A 15,915-nucleotide genomic window follows, 5' to 3' on the forward strand; every position below is an offset into this window, starting at 1 on the left:
CCCGGCGGGTTCCCGGGGTGGGGAGGTGCTACGTCGTGCGGGTCAGGCCTTGCACTGCGACGCGTTCGTCTTCTCGCAGATGTCGCGGATCTGGTCGTAGTACGCGTCGTCGACCGGCGTCGTCTGGAAGAAGACGCTGCGGAAGCCCTCGCTGTCGGCACCCTCGATGCCCGCGGCGACCATGTCGTCGGCGGTGACGTTCGAGAGGATGTCCTTGAGCTGGGCCTTGACGTCGTCGGGCAGCGAGTCCGACTCGACGATGGGCGCGCCGGGCACCATCTGCTCGTCGATCATCTCGACGGCGTCGCTCTTCTCGACCTCGCTGTCCTCGGCGAAGCCGGCGTCGCACTCGGTGCCCTCGCCGACCTTCTGCACGCTGACGTCGTGCTTGCCCGCGAAGACCGGGGTGATGTCCTTCTCGGGGTCGATGCCGGCCTCGAGCAGCGCGTAGCTCGGGAAGAGGTAGCCCGACGTCGACGACGGGTCGACGAAGCAGATCTTCTTGCCCTTCATGTCGGCGATCGACGTGATGTCGCTGCCCTTCGGCACGATGGCCTGCGAGTAGTAGCCGGGCTCCTGGCCCTCGGCCGTGGTGATCGACGAGATCGGGGTGAGCTCGGCACCGTTGTTCGTGGCGGTGACGTAGGTGAAGCCCGAGAACGAGGCGACGTCGACCTGGCCGGCGATGCTCGCCTCGATCAGGGCCGCGTAGTCCGTCGACTCGTGGTACTCGACCGTCTTGCCGGTCTCCTTCGCGATGTAGTCCATCAGCGGCTGGTAGTTCGTCTCGGTGTCGACCGAGTCGGGCACGACGCCGAAGACGAGGGTGCCGTCGTCGACCGCGTAGCCACCGGCCGCGTCGGACGAGCCGGTGGCCGAGGAGGCGGGGGTCGAGCAGGCGGACAGCGTGACGGCGAGCAGGGCGGCGCCGACGAGGGCGGTCGCGGCGCGGGGACGGCGGAGGGTCATGACGGCCTTTCGGGTGGGAGCAGGACGTGACGATGGTGGCACGCGCCCGACCGACATAGGAACCTATCTTTAGGCCCGTTCAACGAGAGTTCACCTCTTGTCTGCCTAACCTGGGCGAGCCGCCCGCGGGGCGGGACGGGGTGCCGTCCCGGCCATGGCGGGTCCAGGTGCGGCGGTCTACCCTCGGACCACCACCCCGCCCTGCTCCCGCGACGAAGGCCTCCGCATGCGACACGACGACGGCACCCCCGACTCCCCCGGCGACGACCTCGCGACCTGGTCGGACGAGGCCCACCGCGAACTCGAGCTGCTCGTCGCCCGTGACCGCGAGGCCGAGCAGGCTCGGCAACACGAGGCCGAGCGCGTCGCGCGGGCCGAACGGGCCGCCCGCCTCGAGCAGGAGCGCCGACGCCGTGAGGCCGAGCTCCCGCCCGAACTGCGCGACGCCGACGACGAGCCGTACGACGGTGGGCCGAGGCGCCGACTCGTCATGGGGTCGTCGAAGGTGCTCGCCGCCGTCGCGCTGCTGGCCGCGGTCGCCGTCGCGGTGACCGGGTTCCTCTAGGCCGACCCGCGCCTCCTCGGCCTGCGCGACGCCCGTCAGAGGGCGAGCAGGGCGATGCCCCCGAGCACGACGCCCGAGGTCGCGAGCCGCTTCACGAGCGAGCCCTCACGCAGGACGAGCGCCCCGAACACGGCCACCATCACCACGCTCGTCTCGCGGGCCGGGGCGACGAGGGCGACCGGCGCCGTCCGGATCGCCGTCAGCACGAGGATGTACGACAGCGGCGACAGCACCCCGAAGGCCAGCACGCGCGGCCAGTGGGCACGCGCGACGGCGACGAGCTCGCCCCGACGCCGACCGAGCGTCGCGCTGTAGAAGAGGACCTCGACGAGCGTCACGCCGACCATGAACGACACGGGCGAGAGGCCCCAGGTGCGCAGGGCGTGGGCGTCCCAGATCGTGTAGCTCGCGATGGCGAGGCCGGTGAGCAGGCCCCAGGCGATGCCCGGGTCGAGGCGACGGCGCGCCGGGCCGGGGGCGGCCGGTGTCGACGCGGTCGACGGCCCGTGCAGGAGGCGCGGCGCCGGAGAGCCGGTCGGCCGCCGGTCGATCAGTCCGGTCGCCACCACCCCCGCGACCACCACGGCGATGCCCACCACGGCCGTCGCCGAGAGCTGCTCGCCGAGCAGCAGGACGGCGAGACCCGCGCTGACCGCCGGGCCGCTGCCGCGTGCCGTGGCGTAGACGGTCGACAGGGTGCCGACCGCGTAGCCGCGCTGCAGCACCGTCATGTAGACGACGTGCAGCACGGCCGAGACGCCCGCCCCGACCGCGAGGCCGCCGACGCTCGCCCCGAGACCGCCCGTGAAGGGGACGACCGGCAGCCAGAGCACGGTGCTGGCGACGGCTCCCCACCAGAGGAAGGGGGTGCCGAGGCGGCTCACCCCGTGGGCGACGACGTTCCAGCCGGCGTGGCAGACGGCGGCGGCGAGGACGAGCAGGAGGGCGGTGGTGGACATGCGAGGACCCATCGGCTCGGCGCGGGGCGCGCCGAACGGGTCCTCCAGGCTTTTGTCCGTTCAGATGACGGCCCGGCGATGGCGCCCGACCGTGGCGCCGCTCGGACCAGTCGGATCGTGGGACCCCGGAACCCTAGGCGCTGTCGCGGTCAGCGTAGGGGCGGCGGGTGTCCGGGAGGTGAACCGTGCCGCGCTGCACCCGGTTTCGAACGATGCACCCGGAAGCTTCGGGGTGCATCGTTCGAAATCGGGTGCGAGGGCGATGGCCGGAACGGGATCGGGAGCGGCTCAGCCTTGCTGCACCGACCACGCGACGTCGAGGCTCGTGGCCTCGCCCGGCGCGAGGGTGACGAGCGGCCCCAGCACCTCGAGCTCGACGAGGTGCGCCGAGGGGTGCAGGTCGCCCAGCTCGCCGATCGCCGACGCCGTGGGGCGCTGCAGCCAGATCTCGACCTTCGACCCGCCGTCGGGCCAGGTGCCCCCGGCCGCGGGCTCGGTGGCGAGCGTGAGCGTGGTGCCGTCGGGGTCGCGGTAGGCCGCGGAGCCCGACGCCTCGGGGTAGCCGCGCTTGGCCACGCCGGTCCCGACCGGCAGCAGCACGTCGTCCCCGTGGCGCGACGACGTGACGTCGCCCTCCCAGCCGCCGAGGTCGAGCTCGACGGGAGGCGCGGCGTGGGCGACGACGACCGCGGCGTCCTCGAGGGGGCGACCCGCGCCTCCTCGGGTGTCGACCTGGCAGACCTCCCAGATCGACCAGGTGCGCGGGACGTCCGAGACGTTGGTGAAGGTCGCCGTCTGGCGGAACCCGGCACCGACGGCGGGCACCGTGAAGCGGCGCTCGACGCGGAGACCCGAGCGGGCGTCGTCGGCGCTGGTCAGCACCACGGTCGCGGCCCCGTCGTCGAGCTGCCACCCGACCGCCCACGGCCCCGAGTCGAGCACGGGGTCGGGCGGGCCGGCCCACTCGTCGGGGCCCGACCAGCCCTGCGGCGCCGGCCAGGTCTTCGAGCCGCCGACGTTGGCCCAGGTCGACATGTCGTCGTCGCCCGCCGGCCACGCGGCCACGGGGACGACCGGTGCGAGGTCGGCGTCGACCAGATCCGGGTCGCGCCAGAGCCGCTCGCGGCCGTGGGCCACCAGCGACAGCAACCGACCGCCCCGGGTGGGTGCGAAGACGAGCTCGAGGTCGGGCGTCGTCACCCGCAGCAGCGGCAGCTCGGACGTGCCCGCCTCGACGACGACCGGCCGGGACGTCACGCGCGCGGAGCCGGTTCGCGCGCGCCGGCCTCCTCGCGCACGGGCGCACCCGCCGGGATCAGCACGACCTTGCCCGTGGCCCCGGCCGCGGCGATCCGGTACGCCTCGTCGGCGTCGGTTAGCGGGAGCCGGTGCGAGACGACGACCTCGGGGCTGAGGCCGTCCGCGGCGATCATGCGCGCGACGTCCTCCATGCCCTGCACCGAGGTGACCCACGACGCCGTGAGGGTGAGCTGCTTGTGCAGCAGGGTGTCCGAGACCTCGGTCTCGAGACGCCCGCCCTCGCCGAGCAGGCCGACGCGACCCCACTCGGCCGCGGCCTCGACCGCGGTCAGGCGGCCGGGCGTGCTGCCCGAGCAGTCGACCGTGACCTGGCAGCCGACGCCGTCGGTCAGGGCCAGCACGTTCGCGACCGCGTCGCCGTCGGCGAGGACGACGTCGTCGACCAGGCCGGTCGCCCGGACGAACTCGATGCGCTCGGGCGACCGCTCGACGCCGATCACCCGGCGGGCACCGAGCATGCGGCCGAGCATCGCCGCGGCGAGGCCGACCGGCCCGAGGCCGACGACGAGCAGGTCCTCCCCGCCGTGCACGCCGGTGCGGCGCAGGCCCTCGTAGGCGGTGCCGAATCCGCAGGCGATCAGGGCGCCGTCGACGAACGACAGCCCGTCGGGCAACGGCACGCAGGTCGACTCGTCGACCAGGACGTACTCGGCGTGGCCGCCATCGCGCTGCCAGCCGTACGACGCCTTGTTCGGCTGGTCGGTGCAGCTGATGAAGTAGCCCGAGCGGCAGTTGCGGCAGCGTCCGCAGCCCTGGATGTGGTAGACGATGACGTCGTCCCCGACGCCGAAGCGCGTGACCCCGGGGCCCGCCGAGACGATGCGGCCGCTCGGCTCGTGGCCGGCGACGACGCCCTGGTAGGCGGGGGCGCCGTCGAGGCCCTTGTGGGTCTTGTAGCCGTGGTAGATGAAGCCGATGTCGCTGCCGCAGATGCCGCTCGCGCCGACCTGCACGAGCACCTGCCCGGGGCCGGGCGTCGGCACGTCGTGCGTCCGCAGCTCGGCGGTGCCGTCGCCGGGAAGGAACACGCCCTGCATGGTGCCGGAGGGGGACGAGGAGGCGCGGGTCGCGTCCCCGGCGGAGGACGCGGTGGTGGAGGGTGCGGTGGTGGTCATGGCCTAGCTCTCTTCGATCGACCCGCGCTTGCGGGACAGGGTGACGTTGAGCAGCACGGCGAGCACGATGATGACACCGCGGACGACGCTCTGCAGGAAGGAGTCGACGCCGAGCAGCACGAGCCCGTTGCCGATGAGGGTGATGAAGATCACGCCCAGGAAGGTGCCGATCAGGCTGCCCCGGCCGCCCGACATCGCGGTGCCGCCGATGACGACCGCGGCGATGACGTCGAACTCGAGGCCGTTGGCGGCGCCGGCGTTGCCCGAGCCGAGGCGGGCCGCGAGCAGCACGCCGCTGAGGGCGCCGAGCGTGCCCATGATCGCGAACAGCACGATGCGCACCCGGGCCACCTTGATGCCGGCCAGCCGGGCGGCCGCCGCGTTGCCGCCGATCGCGAAGACCGAGCGGCCGAACGCGGTCTTGCGGGCGACGAAGGCGAAGACGAGGAAGGCCAGGATCATCACGACGGCGGGCGTCGGGACGCCGAACACCGTGCCGGTGAGGAACGGCATGACCGGGTCGTCGAGCGGCAGCGGCACGGGCAGGGCATCGGTGCCGAACTGGCCGAGACCCCGCAGCACGCTCCAGAGCCCGAGGGTGGCGATGAACGACGGCACGAGGAACCTCGCCCGCAGCACGCCGGCGAGGGCGCCCCAACCGGCTCCGACCACGAGCGTGATGAGGATCGCCAGCAGGGCGGGCAGCCCCCACTGGGTCATGGCGACGGCGACGATCACCGACGAGAGCGCGACGGCGGGGCCGGTGCTCACGTCGATCTCGCCGGCGATGATCACCAGGGTCATGCCGGTGGCGGCGATGCCGATCAGCGCGGCGTCGCGCAGCAGGCCGCTCTGGTTCGCCACGGTGAAGAAGCCGACCGCGTTGAACATCAGGTAGAGGTACAGCAGCACGATCGCGACCAGCAGGCCGACGATGTTGACGAGCGTGGTGTTGCGACGGAAGGCGTCACGGACGCGACCGAGCGCGGAGTCGCGAGGCGCGCCTCCTGGTCCGCCGGTCGGGGTGGTCGTGGGGTCGAGTGTGGTGGTCATCGGGTCGTCCTTCTTCAGCTCGAGACCATGGAGGCCTGGAGCAGCACGGGCAGGGAGATGTCGGGGGCGCGGAACTCCTCGCGGAGGCCGCCGTCGCGCAGCACGAGCACGCGGTCGCAGGCGAGGGGCAGCTCTTCGATCTCGCTCGAGACGAAGACGACGAGCTTGCCGGTGTCGGCGACGGCGCGCATGATCTCGTAGATCTGCGCCTTCGCCTCGACGTCCACGCCCCGCGTCGGCTCGTCGAGCAGCAGCACGCGGCTGTCGGCGTGCAGCCACCGCGCGATGACCGCCTTCTGCTGGTTGCCGCCGCTGAGCGTGCCGATCGGCCGGCCCAGGTCGTGCGCCTTGATGTTCAGACGCTCGGCGAGCGCCTTCGTGGCCGTCGCGATCGCACCCGACGACAGCGCGCCTCCTCGGGTCACGCGGCCGAAGTCGCTCATGACGATGTTCTCGTCGATGCCGAGGCCGGGGATCACGCCGCGGCCCTTGCGGTCCTCGGGCGTCATGCCGACCCCGAGCGCGAGCATGCGGGAGGCGCTGGGCCGGTCGACGACGGAGCCCGCGATCGCGATCGTGCCCCCGGTCGCCGGACGGAACCCCGCGATCGCCTGGAGCAGCTCGGTGCGTCCCGAACCCAGCAGGCCGGCGATGCCGAGCACCTCGCCGGCCCGACCCTCGAAGGTGACGCCCGAGAGCTTCGGGGCGACCTCGAGGTCGGTGACGGCGAGCAGCACCTCGCCGCTCGTGACGGGGCGCGTGGCGACGGCGCGCTCCCCGGGGTCGGCGCCGATCATCAGCTCGATGATGTGGGCGGTGTCGCTGCCGGCGATCGACACCGTCTCGACGACCTTCCCGTTGCGCATCACCGTGGCCGTGTCGGCGATCTGCCGGATCTCGTCCATGCGGTGGCTGACGTAGAGCACGGCGACGCCCTGCGCCGCGAGGCGCTTGACCGTGTCGAGCACGAGGTCGACCTCGGCGGCGGCGAGCGCGCTGGTGGGCTCGTCGAGGATGAGGAGGCGCGGGTCGTCCTGCAACGCCCGGCCGATCTCGACGATCTGCCGTTGCGCGAGGGTCAGCCCGGCGACCTCGGCGTGCACGTCGATGTCGGCGCCGAGGCGGTCGAAGGTGGCACGGGCCCGCTCGACCATGGCCCGGGTGTCGATGCCGAAGCGGCCGCGCGGCCACCGGCCCATGGCCAGGTTCTCGGCCACGGTGACGCCGGGCACGAGGCTGAGCTCTTGGTAGCACGTGGCGACGCCGGCTGCGGCGGCCGCGGTCACGCCGCCGGCGCCGAGCGGCACGCCACCGAGCAGGACCTCGCCGGTCGTGGGGGTCTCGACCCCGCTCAGCAGCCGGATCAGCGTGGACTTGCCGGCACCGTTCTGGCCGAGCAGCGCCCGCACCTCGCCGGCGTGCACGGCGAAGTCGACTCCGTCGAGCGCGGTGACGCCGGGGTAGACCTGGCTGACGCCGCGGGCCTCGGCGATGGGGGCGCCGCGGTCACGGGCGGGATCGAGCGGCGCGTCCGGGATGGGAGCTGTCGACTCTGACAAGGGGATCCTCCTGGGATCGAGGGGACGGGGTGAGGGGCGGCGGGGGCCCGGCGTCGTGCCGGGGCCCCCGGCGCCGATCAGGGGAGGCCGTCGGGGTGGGTCTCGGTCCACCCGGCGGCGTCGGCCGGCAGGTACAGGTCGATCGGTGCGGCCACGACCTTCTCGTCGGGCGTCGTGCCGTCGATGGCGTCCTGGGCCGCGGCGAAGGCGAGCTTGCCCGCCGCGATGCCGCTGATGTCGACGACGGCCTTGAGCACCGAACCGTCGGCCAGCTCGGCGGCGATGTCGCTCGTCATGTCCGAACCGAAGACGGCGACCTGACCGACGAGCCCTCGGGTCTGCACGGCCTTGTAGGCGCCGACGGTCGCGCCGCCCGCCTCACCGTAGAGACCGTCGAGGTCGGGGTTCGCGCTGAGCATCTGCTCGGCGGTCGAGACGGCGGTGTCGACCTCGGCGCCTTCCTGGTTGGCGACGAACACGGTGCCGGGCAGGGCCGCGGTCAGCGCCTCGGAGAAGCCCTTGTAGCGCTGCTGGCAGACCTCGTACTGCTCGCAGTTGATGACGCCCATCCTGGGCGCCGTGATGCCGGCCTCGGTGAAGTAGGCCGCGGCCTGCTTCCCGAGGTCGCCGCCGAACTTCAGCGGGTCGCCCAGCACCCACGCCGTGACGTACTGGTCGACGGCGTCGTCGCTGACGCAGGTGTTGTAGCAGATGACCGGGATGCCGGCCTCGCTGGCCTGCCGGACCGCGGGGACGCTGCCGTCGGTCGAGACCGCGGACAGGATGATGGCGCTGACGGCCGACGAGGTGAGCGTGTTCATGAACGAGCTCTCCTTCGACACGTCGCCCGCCGAGGTGGACTCGAGGAAGTCGACGTTCTTCGAGTCGGCGTCCGCGGCGTCCTGGACGCCCTTCTTGACGCCGCCGTAGAAGCCCTGGGAGTCGAGGTAGAGGGCGCCGATGCGCTCGGTGCCGCCGTCGCCTCCGTCGGCGCTGGGGATGGAGCAGCCCGCGAGCGCGACCGACGCGGCGAGCGCGGCGGCCACGGCGAGGACGCGCCGTCGGGTCCTGGTGATGGGTGACATGGGTCGGGGTTCCTTTCTAGGAGCGCACGGCGTCGTCGCCGGGCGTGACCACGGGTGCGGTCGGGTCGGAGGAGGCGCGGGTCGGGTCGGAGGAGGCGCGGGTCGGGTCGGTCGTGACCCCGAGCTCGGCCGAGAGGGCGGCGACGACGCGGCGCAGGGTCGCCACCTCGGCGTCGCGCACGTCCTGCGGGTCGTCGTGGAAGAGCAGCATCGACGGTAGCGAGGTGGCGAAGTAGTCGACCTCGCCCGGTGTGCGCGAGAGCTCGTCCACGTACGAGTCGAAGTCCCCCAGCAGGTCGGCCGCCCGGTCGGCCTCGCCCAGACGGGAGAGGGCACGGACGGTGGCCGCGCTGCGCTCGGTGAAGGCCTGCGTGGCCATCCCCGCGAAGTCGCCGGTCGACCGGGAGGCCTCGGACCAGGCGGTCCGGGCGGCGTCGGCGTCTCCCGCCGCGGCGAGCGCGTCGCCGAGGGCCAGGTGCAGCTCGGCCGTGGTGGCGAGCGGGTGCCGTGCCTCGCCGAGGGTGGCGGGTGGCGTGAGGGCGGCCTCGACGGCGGACCGCGCCCGGTCGGCGTCGCCCTCGGCCAGCGCCCGACGGGACACGGCGAGGCACGCGTCGTCCCAGGCGCCGAGCACCTGGCCCTCGCCGCCCTCCCAGGGCTGGAAGCTGCGCGAGGTGAGCACGGCGAGCGCGTCGTCCGGACGTCCCACCTCGGTGAGCAGTCGGGCGCGCACCACGCAGAGGTCGTCCCGCTCGGCGACGAGGTCGATCCGTGACTCGAGCTCGGCCAGCCGGTCGTCGGCGGACGCCCCCAGCCGCCCGGCCAACTCGTCGGACTCGAAGAGCAGCCGGGAGTCGTCGGGACGGACGCGCAGCGCGTCGTCGTAGTGACGTGCCGCGAGGTCGGGGTCGGCCAGCACGTTGTAGGCGGCCACGCCGAGGTTCCGCTGCACGACGGCGGCCTGCGCGTCGTCCAGGTCGGTCGCGGCGGCTCGTCGCCACGCGTCGACGGCGTCCTGCCCGCGGCCCCGGTCGTACCACCAGCTGCCCAGCAGCGACCAGGCGAGGCCGTCGGCCGGCTCGAGGGCGACCGCGTCGAGCAGGGCGGCGACGTCGTCGAGGCGCGAGGGCAGGCAGTTGGTCGCGTCGAGGGCGTGGACCGTGGCGAGTGCCCGGCGCGCCTCGTCGACGCGGCCGGTCCTCGCCAACGAGGAGGCGCGGTGGTAGGCGAGCAGCGGACCGACGGCCACCTGCCCGAGCGCGGTGGACGCGACGGCCCCCTGGGCGAGGTCGAGGACGCGGAGCGCCTCGTCGACGTGCCCGGACGAGCCGTACTCGAGCGCGACGTCGAGCAGCGTCGGGGCGTCGTCCGTGAGGCGTCGGCCCGCGAGGTGTCGCGCCCACTGGTCGAGCGGGTCGAGCTCGAGGGTCTCGGCGAGCAGCCGGTCCGCCTCGTCGTGTCGGCCGAGGCCGCGCAGGGTCAGCGCGAGCAGGTCGCGCACCTGCAGGTTGTCGGTGCCGTGCGACAGGGCCGTGCGCAGCAGGGCCTCGGCCCGGACGGGGTCGGCCGGACCGGCGAGCCGGGCCAGGGCCAGCGACGCGGGAGCCACCCAGGCGGCGTTCCAGGCGGACTTCTCCAGCGCCTCCTTCGCCTCGGGGGTTCGCCCGAGGCGCAGGAGCGTGAGTCCGAGACGGTAGAGGGCCTCGCCGTCGGCCGGGTTCGGCGCCCAGGCCGACTGACGGCCCACCGCGACACGGAGGAGCACGAGGGCTTCGTCGTAGCGGGCCGCGGCGTGGAGGAGGGTCGCCAGGGCGACGTTGCTCCGCACGTCGCCCGGGTCGCGGCGGAGCGCCTCACGCCAGTAGGGCTCGGGCGAGCGGGTCGCGTGACGGTACTGCCGCAGGTACTGGCCGATGAGGAAGAGCTCCTCGACGGTCTCGACGTCGGCGGGGGCGGGCGGGGCGACGGCGGCCTCGGGGGCGGCGATCTCGGGGGCGCCGGGCTCCGGGGTGCCGGCCGCGTCCACCGCGTCGAGGCTCGCCCGGACCGTGGCGCCGAGCACCGTGACGAGCGTGCGTCCGGCGGAGCGCGCCTCCACGACGACGTCGGAGAGGAGGACGCCCGCCGGCAGGGACCGGTCGAGCACCGACGGCAGGCCGGGTTCGACGTCGACCGTGACCGAGTCGAGGACGGTGCCGTCGACCGTGCGGACGACGACCTCGGCCCGCGGGTGGACGGCCGTGACGGCGAGACCGATGCGCAGGACGTTCCCGGCCCCGGCGGTGTCGTCGAGCTGCTCGACGCGCAGGGCCGCGTCACGGGTCGCCTGGTGGGCGGGACCGATGTCGGTGATCGGGTACCAGAACTGGCTGAAGGTCTTCGTCTCGCCCGGGGTGAGGAACGAGAAGTCGGGCTGGTTGTCGGTGTACACGCCGGCCATCAGTTCGACGTAGGGGCCGTCGCCGTCGGTGAGGTTCGCGTCCCAGGCGTGGCCGAAGGGGGCGTCGCCCCAGGTCCACTGCTTCTTGCCGGGCGAGATGGCCCGGTCGGCCCAGTGCACGAAGCCCGCGCGGCGCCCGTGGTCGTAGCCGCCGAAGAAGTCGTCGTCGGTGTGGGTCACCATGTACGAGGTCGGCACGGGGATGTTGCGGTACCAGTCGAGGCGGTCGGCGTCGGGGTGCTCGTCGTCGACGCGGGCCGGGTAGTCGACGCCGTAGTAGTCGCCCTCGACCCGGGGGAAGGTCACGACGGCCCGTTTGGCGTGGTCGGCCACGTGCCGCACGTCGGTGGGGAAGAACGACTGGTAGTCGTCGCCCACGGCGGCGGCGACGTTGGCCCACCAGAGGAAGGTCTGCGTCTCGTCGCTGCGGTTGAAGAGGCGCACCCTGGCCTCGATGAGCGACGAGTCAGGGCGCAGGCGGATGCCGTGCATGCCCTTCATCCGGGCGAAGGGGTCGTGGTCGGAGCACCACACCGTCACCGCCCCGTCGGCCTCGCGCTCGATCGACACGTCGGTCGGCAGGAAGGTCGCGGGGCGGTGGTGCTGCGGCCAGTTGAACTCGACGCCGCCCGAGATCCACGGACCGGCCAGGCCGACCAGGGCCGGCTTGATGACGTTGTTGCGGTAGAAGACGTCGTAGTCGGCGGTCTTGTCGTAGGCGACGTGCAGCCGTCCGCCGAGCTGGGGCAGGATCACCAGGCGCAGCCAGCGGTTCTCGAGGTGGACGGCCTGCCACTCGTGCGGCCGCTTCTCGGCGGAGATGCGCTCGTGGAACGGCAACGGGAACACCCGCCCGGACGATCCCTGGTAGACGCGGGCGTCGAGGAAGGCGGGGTACCGGTCGGGCTCGCCCGGCAGGTAGGTGTCGAGGACGAGGGGTTCCGACCAGACGGCGACTCCGGCGTCGGCCTGATCAGTGGGCACGGGGGGAAGAGCCATCTTCGACTCGGCGGTGAGCATGGTCCGAGCGTACGGAGGCCCCGAGCCCGTCGGAACGACCGATCCTGCCGACTGCCTGGACGAAACCACTGCGGCGGGCCAGACTCGTCCGCATGCTCCTCGAGGACGGCTTCCCCGGTCAACGCCTGCTCGTCATGCCCCGACCCCGGGTGCGGGCCGCCCTCTCGCGGCCGGGCACGTCCCACCTCGTCGTCACCGACGCGGGCTACTTCCCCCGGGCCCGGGCGCACGGCATGACCCGGCCCGACGGCGTCGACCAGTGCGTGGTGCTGGTCTGCACCCGGGGTTCGGGCTGGTGCGAGGTCGCCGGGGTGCGACACCCCGTGCGGTCAGGGCAGGTCGTGATCGTGCCCCCGGGCGTCGCGCACGCCTACGGCGCCGACGACGCCACCCCCTGGACCCTCTGGTGGCTGCACGTGGCCGGGCACGACCTCGCCGAGTTCCTCCGCGTCGCGGGGGTCCGGGCCGGCGCCCCGGTGCGCGAGCTGTCGGACGTCTACCGCATCGTGGCCCTGGTCGAGGAGGTCGTCCAGGCCATGGAGCGCGACCAGACCTTCGCCAGCGCCCTGGCCGCCTCGGGAGCCGCGTGGCACCTCATGGCGCTCGTGTCGTCCGAGCGGACGGCCGGGGCACCACGGGTGTCCGCGGTCGGTCAGGCCCAGGAGTACCTGCGCCAGCACGTCACCGAGCGCGTCTCGGTCGACGAGCTCGCCGCGATGGCCCGGCTGAGCCCCTCGCACTTCGCCACCCGTTTCCGCCGCGAGACCGGCGTCACGCCGCTGCGGTACCAGACCCAGTTGCGCATGGCGCGGGCCCGCGAGCTGCTGGACACGACCGACTCGCCGGTCGGCCTCGTGTCCGAGCGCGTCGGCTACGTCGACCCCTTCTACTTCGCCCGCCAGTTCAAGGCCGTCCACGGGGTCTCACCGACGGCGTACCGGGCGCAGCGGAAGGGCTGAGCCGTCCGCCGTCGGGTGCCGGATACCGCCGTCATCGACGGTCGCCACAACGAAACCCGCACTTGACGCCTCAACTTGCGTCAACCTAGTCTTTACACATGTCGACCCCCTCCCGCACCCCGTCCCTGCTCGCGAGCCTTCTCGCCCGGGTCCAGGGTCTCGCGGCGTCGGTGCACGGTCGACACGATCGGTCCTCGACCCTCGCCGCGGTACAGCGCGCGGCGGGCATGAAGGCCGACCTCGAGGCGGTCCTCACGGCCCTCGTGACCGATGCCCGCGATGCCGGGGCGACCTGGCAGGAAGTAGGAGACGTCATGTCCATCTCACGTCAAGCCGCATACCAGAGGTTCGGCCAGGTGATCGACCCGAGGACGGGACGCCCGCTCGAGAAGGACGTCACGTCGGGTTCCGTCGAGCGGGCGACGACCGTCTTCGACCTGCTCAGCACGGGTCGCCCCGACGAGGTCCACACCCTCTTCGACGACGAGATGAAAAGAGCCATGGGCCCGACGCAGCTCGGCGACGTGTGGAGCCACATCCTCGGTTCCGTCGGGGCGTTCGAGTCGAGCGGCACGCCCACGGCGCGTCGTTCCGGCGACTTCACCGTCGTGGACGTCCCCCTCCACTTCGAGGCCGGCGACATGGTCGGTCGCGTCTCGTGCCACCCCGACGGTCGTCTGGCCGGGCTCTTCCTCCTCGACCCCGCTGCCTCGTCATGACGTGTGCAGCCACGTGCGCCACACCTCCTCCTCGCGGAGGAGATGCGAAAGATGCGGTTGACAGCCTCCTCGCAGTCCTGACAGCGTGTCAGCGGATGCGGAAGGACAGCGACCAGGCCGGAGGATCAGCATGACCGCTCTCACCGAGAACAGACACCTCGACGACGTCGAGATCCGGCGCGATCGACTCTGGGCATTCGTGCAGTTGCCCCTCGCGGGCGCCATCGTCGCCGGAGTGGCCACGGTGGTCTCGTGGGCCCCACGCCTTCCCGCCGAAGTAGCCAACCAGTGGTCTGCAGGAGACGTCACCACCGTCCGCCCCCTGGCCGTCACGGTCGCCTCCGTCGCGGTCCCCGCCGTCGCCACCTGGTTGCTCTTGGCCTTGGCCCGCGTCACCAGCGACTCGGTCAAGCTCGGACACCGATCGACGGTCGGCGCCCTGGCCGGGCTGACTCTCGTCCTGGCCGGTGCACTACCGCTGCTCGTCGCGCCCTCACTCGCCACGAGCGATCCCTGGTCGGCACCGGACCCGGGCATCGCGTCCCTCGTCGCACTCGGTGTGGTCGGCCTCTTGGTCGCAGTCGGGGTCGCCCTGGGGGTCGGCCGGCCGCGCGCCGGCGTCACGACCCCCGACGGCTCGTCGCCGGACGATCGCCCGCGTTCCACCGACGATGCTCCTCGGATCGACCGTCCCGTGGCGCGCCGGTCGCGGACGATCGGACTGGTCGCCGTCGTCGGCGCCTGTCTCGCCGCCGTCGTCCTGGCTGCCGTCACGGTCGTCCCGTGGCCCTCAGCCCTTGTCGCCGGGGCCATCGCCGCACCCACGATGCGCGCCCTGCGGGGCCGCTGATCCCTCGCGTCCCGTGCCCCGGCTTGGCTCGGCTCGGCTCACGCACTGCACCGCGTTTCGTGCACTGCACCGCGTCTAGTCCGGGTGCAGTGCACGAAACGCGGTGCGGTGCGCCCACGGCCCCCCGGTGACGACGGACGCCCCCGCACACATGGTGCGGAGGCGTCCGTCGGAACGGCTCGGATCAGGCGAAGGTCGCCGCGTCGATCACGAAGCGGTAGCGCACGTCGGACTTGAGGACGCGGTCGTAGGCCTCGTTGATCTGGTCGGCGTCGATCAGCTCGGTCTCGGGCACGATGCCGTGCTCGGCGCAGAAGTCGAGCATCTCCTGGGTCTCGCGGATGCCGCCGATGGCCGAACCGGCCCAGCTGCGACGCGCCGGGATCAGCGCGAACGCGGGCACCTCGAGCGGCTCGGACGGGGCGCCGACGTTGACGAGGGTGCCGTCGACGGCCAGCAGGCCGAGGTACGCGCCCATGTCGACCTTCGCCGAGACGGTGTTGATGATCAGGTCGAACGAGTTCGCCAGGTCGGTGAAGGTCTGCTCGTCGCTGGTCGCGTAGTGCGCCTTGGCGCCGAAACGCAGCGAGTCCTCCTTCTTCGAGGTGGTCTGCGACAGCACGGTGACGTCGGCGCCGAGTGCGGCGGCGATCTTGACGCCCATGTGGCCGAGGCCGCCCATGCCGACGATGGCGACCTTGGTGCCCTCGGTGACGCCCCAGTGGTGCAGCGGCGAGTACAGCGTGATGCCGGCGCAGAGCAGCGGTGCGACCTTGTCGTAGTCGAGCGACTCGGGCACGCGCAGCACGAAGTCCTCGGTGACGACGACGGCCTGCGAGTAGCCGCCCTGGGTGATGCTGCCGTCGGCCGGGTCGACGCCCGTGTAGGTGCCGACGTTGCCCTTGGCGCAGTACTGCTCGTCGCCGCGCTTGCAGTACTCGCACTCGCCGCACGAGTTGACCATGCAGCCGACGCCGACACGGTCGCCGACCTCGTACTTGGTGACCTCGGAGCCGACCTCCGAGACGGTGCCGACGATCTCGTGACCGACGACCTGCGGGTACTGGATCTCGCCCCACTCGCCGCGGACGGTGTGGATGTCGCTGTGGCAGATGCCGGCGTAGGCGATGTCGATCATGACGTCCTTCGGGCCGACGTCGCGGCGCTCGATGGTCGTCTTGACGAGGGGCTCGGTGGCGGACGGTGCCGCGTAGGCGTTGACGGTGCGCATGGGTCTCCTGGGGGTGGATTCGGTACGGGGACGAGGGGCGGGTCGGAACGCGGTGCTCGACGACGGGCTCC

13 protein-coding genes are annotated in these 15,915 nt (G+C 72.8%); 4 read left to right on the forward strand and 9 right to left on the reverse strand.

All coding sequences use genetic code 11. From position 1 onward, the window contains the following. Positions 1-42: 42 nt before the first annotated feature. Entirely contained in the window at positions 43-969 is a 927-nt protein-coding gene (locus HQQ78_RS12790) for a phosphate/phosphite/phosphonate ABC transporter substrate-binding protein (protein ID WP_173153747.1), read from the reverse strand. Positions 970-1,195: 226 nt separating this feature from the next. On the opposite strand from HQQ78_RS12790, the gene HQQ78_RS12795 reads away from it, so the two are divergent. After that, the gene (locus HQQ78_RS12795) at positions 1,196-1,534 is read left to right on the forward strand and encodes a hypothetical protein (protein ID WP_173153750.1); all 339 of its coding nucleotides are present in this window, start codon (positions 1,196-1,198) and stop codon (positions 1,532-1,534) included. Positions 1,535-1,569: 35 nt separating this feature from the next. Here HQQ78_RS12795 and HQQ78_RS12800 read toward each other — a convergent pair whose 3' ends face one another. The 7 genes from HQQ78_RS12800 to HQQ78_RS12830 all read right to left on the reverse strand — a co-directional run bounded on the left by HQQ78_RS12800 (position 1,570) and on the right by HQQ78_RS12830 (position 12,085). Next, complete coding sequence (locus HQQ78_RS12800) at positions 1,570-2,493, reverse strand: EamA family transporter (protein WP_173153753.1); 924 nt, start codon at positions 2,491-2,493, stop codon at positions 1,570-1,572. Positions 2,494-2,781: 288 nt separating this feature from the next. Continuing rightward, positions 2,782-3,750 (reverse strand): hypothetical protein, encoded by a 969-nt coding sequence (locus HQQ78_RS12805; protein WP_173153756.1) that lies wholly within the window; start codon positions 3,748-3,750, stop codon positions 2,782-2,784. Further along, positions 3,747-4,928, reverse strand: coding sequence for a zinc-binding dehydrogenase (locus HQQ78_RS12810; RefSeq protein ID WP_216844337.1), 1,182 nt, complete (start codon positions 4,926-4,928; stop codon positions 3,747-3,749). The genes HQQ78_RS12805 and HQQ78_RS12810 overlap by 4 nt, the downstream gene beginning before the upstream one ends. Positions 4,929-4,931: 3 nt before the next feature. After that, the gene (locus HQQ78_RS12815) at positions 4,932-5,981 is read right to left on the reverse strand and encodes an ABC transporter permease (protein WP_173153759.1); all 1,050 of its coding nucleotides are present in this window, start codon (positions 5,979-5,981) and stop codon (positions 4,932-4,934) included. Between the two features lie 14 nt (positions 5,982-5,995). Continuing rightward, on the reverse strand, positions 5,996-7,540 hold the full coding sequence (locus tag HQQ78_RS12820; RefSeq protein ID WP_216844338.1) for a sugar ABC transporter ATP-binding protein: 1,545 nt from the start codon (positions 7,538-7,540) through the stop codon (positions 5,996-5,998). Positions 7,541-7,617: 77 nt separating this feature from the next. Continuing rightward, on the reverse strand, positions 7,618-8,625 hold the full coding sequence (locus tag HQQ78_RS12825; RefSeq protein WP_173153762.1) for a substrate-binding domain-containing protein: 1,008 nt from the start codon (positions 8,623-8,625) through the stop codon (positions 7,618-7,620). Between the two features lie 16 nt (positions 8,626-8,641). Continuing rightward, a complete protein-coding gene (locus tag HQQ78_RS12830; protein ID WP_173153765.1) occupies positions 8,642-12,085 on the reverse strand; it encodes a DUF5107 domain-containing protein in 3,444 nt (1,147 codons plus the stop codon). A 92-nt stretch (positions 12,086-12,177) separates the two neighbouring features. Between HQQ78_RS12830 and HQQ78_RS12835 the strand changes: the two genes are divergently transcribed. The 3 genes from HQQ78_RS12835 (at position 12,178) to HQQ78_RS12845 (ending at position 14,613) form a co-directional block, all read left to right on the forward strand. Then, on the forward strand, positions 12,178-13,044 hold the full coding sequence (locus tag HQQ78_RS12835; RefSeq protein ID WP_043594638.1) for an AraC family transcriptional regulator: 867 nt from the start codon (positions 12,178-12,180) through the stop codon (positions 13,042-13,044). A 98-nt stretch (positions 13,045-13,142) separates the two neighbouring features. Further along, entirely contained in the window at positions 13,143-13,763 is a 621-nt protein-coding gene (locus HQQ78_RS12840) for a DUF3887 domain-containing protein (protein ID WP_173153768.1), read from the forward strand. A gap of 130 nt (positions 13,764-13,893) precedes the next feature. Beyond that, entirely contained in the window at positions 13,894-14,613 is a 720-nt protein-coding gene (locus HQQ78_RS12845) for a hypothetical protein (RefSeq protein ID WP_173153771.1), read from the forward strand. A 184-nt stretch (positions 14,614-14,797) separates the two neighbouring features. Here the strand turns inward: HQQ78_RS12845 and HQQ78_RS12850 are convergent, their stop codons facing one another. Further along, positions 14,798-15,844, reverse strand: coding sequence for an NAD(P)-dependent alcohol dehydrogenase (locus HQQ78_RS12850; protein WP_056043968.1), 1,047 nt, complete (start codon positions 15,842-15,844; stop codon positions 14,798-14,800). Positions 15,845-15,915 lie beyond the last annotated feature (71 nt).

The sequence above is a fragment of the Frigoribacterium sp. VKM Ac-2859 genome, assembly GCF_013204925.1.
Taxonomy (GTDB): domain Bacteria; phylum Actinomycetota; class Actinomycetes; order Actinomycetales; family Microbacteriaceae; genus Frigoribacterium.

What these genes read in the sequence shown, in the direction of transcription:
- HQQ78_RS12800 (WP_173153753.1), bottom strand. Translation starts at nt 2,493, where the DNA reads ATGTCCACCACCGCCCTCCTGCTCGTCCTCGCCGCCGCCGTCTGCCAC.
- HQQ78_RS12845 (WP_173153771.1), top strand. Translation starts at nt 13,894, where the DNA reads ATGACCGCTCTCACCGAGAACAGACACCTCGACGACGTCGAGATCCGG.
- HQQ78_RS12815 (WP_173153759.1), bottom strand. Translation starts at nt 5,981, where the DNA reads ATGACCACCACACTCGACCCCACGACCACCCCGACCGGCGGACCAGGA.
- HQQ78_RS12790 (WP_173153747.1), bottom strand. Translation starts at nt 969, where the DNA reads ATGACCCTCCGCCGTCCCCGCGCCGCGACCGCCCTCGTCGGCGCCGCC.
- HQQ78_RS12840 (WP_173153768.1), top strand. Translation starts at nt 13,143, where the DNA reads ATGTCGACCCCCTCCCGCACCCCGTCCCTGCTCGCGAGCCTTCTCGCC.
- HQQ78_RS12795 (WP_173153750.1), top strand. Translation starts at nt 1,196, where the DNA reads ATGCGACACGACGACGGCACCCCCGACTCCCCCGGCGACGACCTCGCG.
- HQQ78_RS12835 (WP_043594638.1), top strand. Translation starts at nt 12,178, where the DNA reads ATGCTCCTCGAGGACGGCTTCCCCGGTCAACGCCTGCTCGTCATGCCC.
- HQQ78_RS12810 (WP_216844337.1), bottom strand. Translation starts at nt 4,928, where the DNA reads ATGACCACCACCGCACCCTCCACCACCGCGTCCTCCGCCGGGGACGCG.
- HQQ78_RS12830 (WP_173153765.1), bottom strand. Translation starts at nt 12,085, where the DNA reads ATGCTCACCGCCGAGTCGAAGATGGCTCTTCCCCCCGTGCCCACTGAT.
- HQQ78_RS12850 (WP_056043968.1), bottom strand. Translation starts at nt 15,844, where the DNA reads ATGCGCACCGTCAACGCCTACGCGGCACCGTCCGCCACCGAGCCCCTC.
- HQQ78_RS12825 (WP_173153762.1), bottom strand. Translation starts at nt 8,625, where the DNA reads ATGTCACCCATCACCAGGACCCGACGGCGCGTCCTCGCCGTGGCCGCC.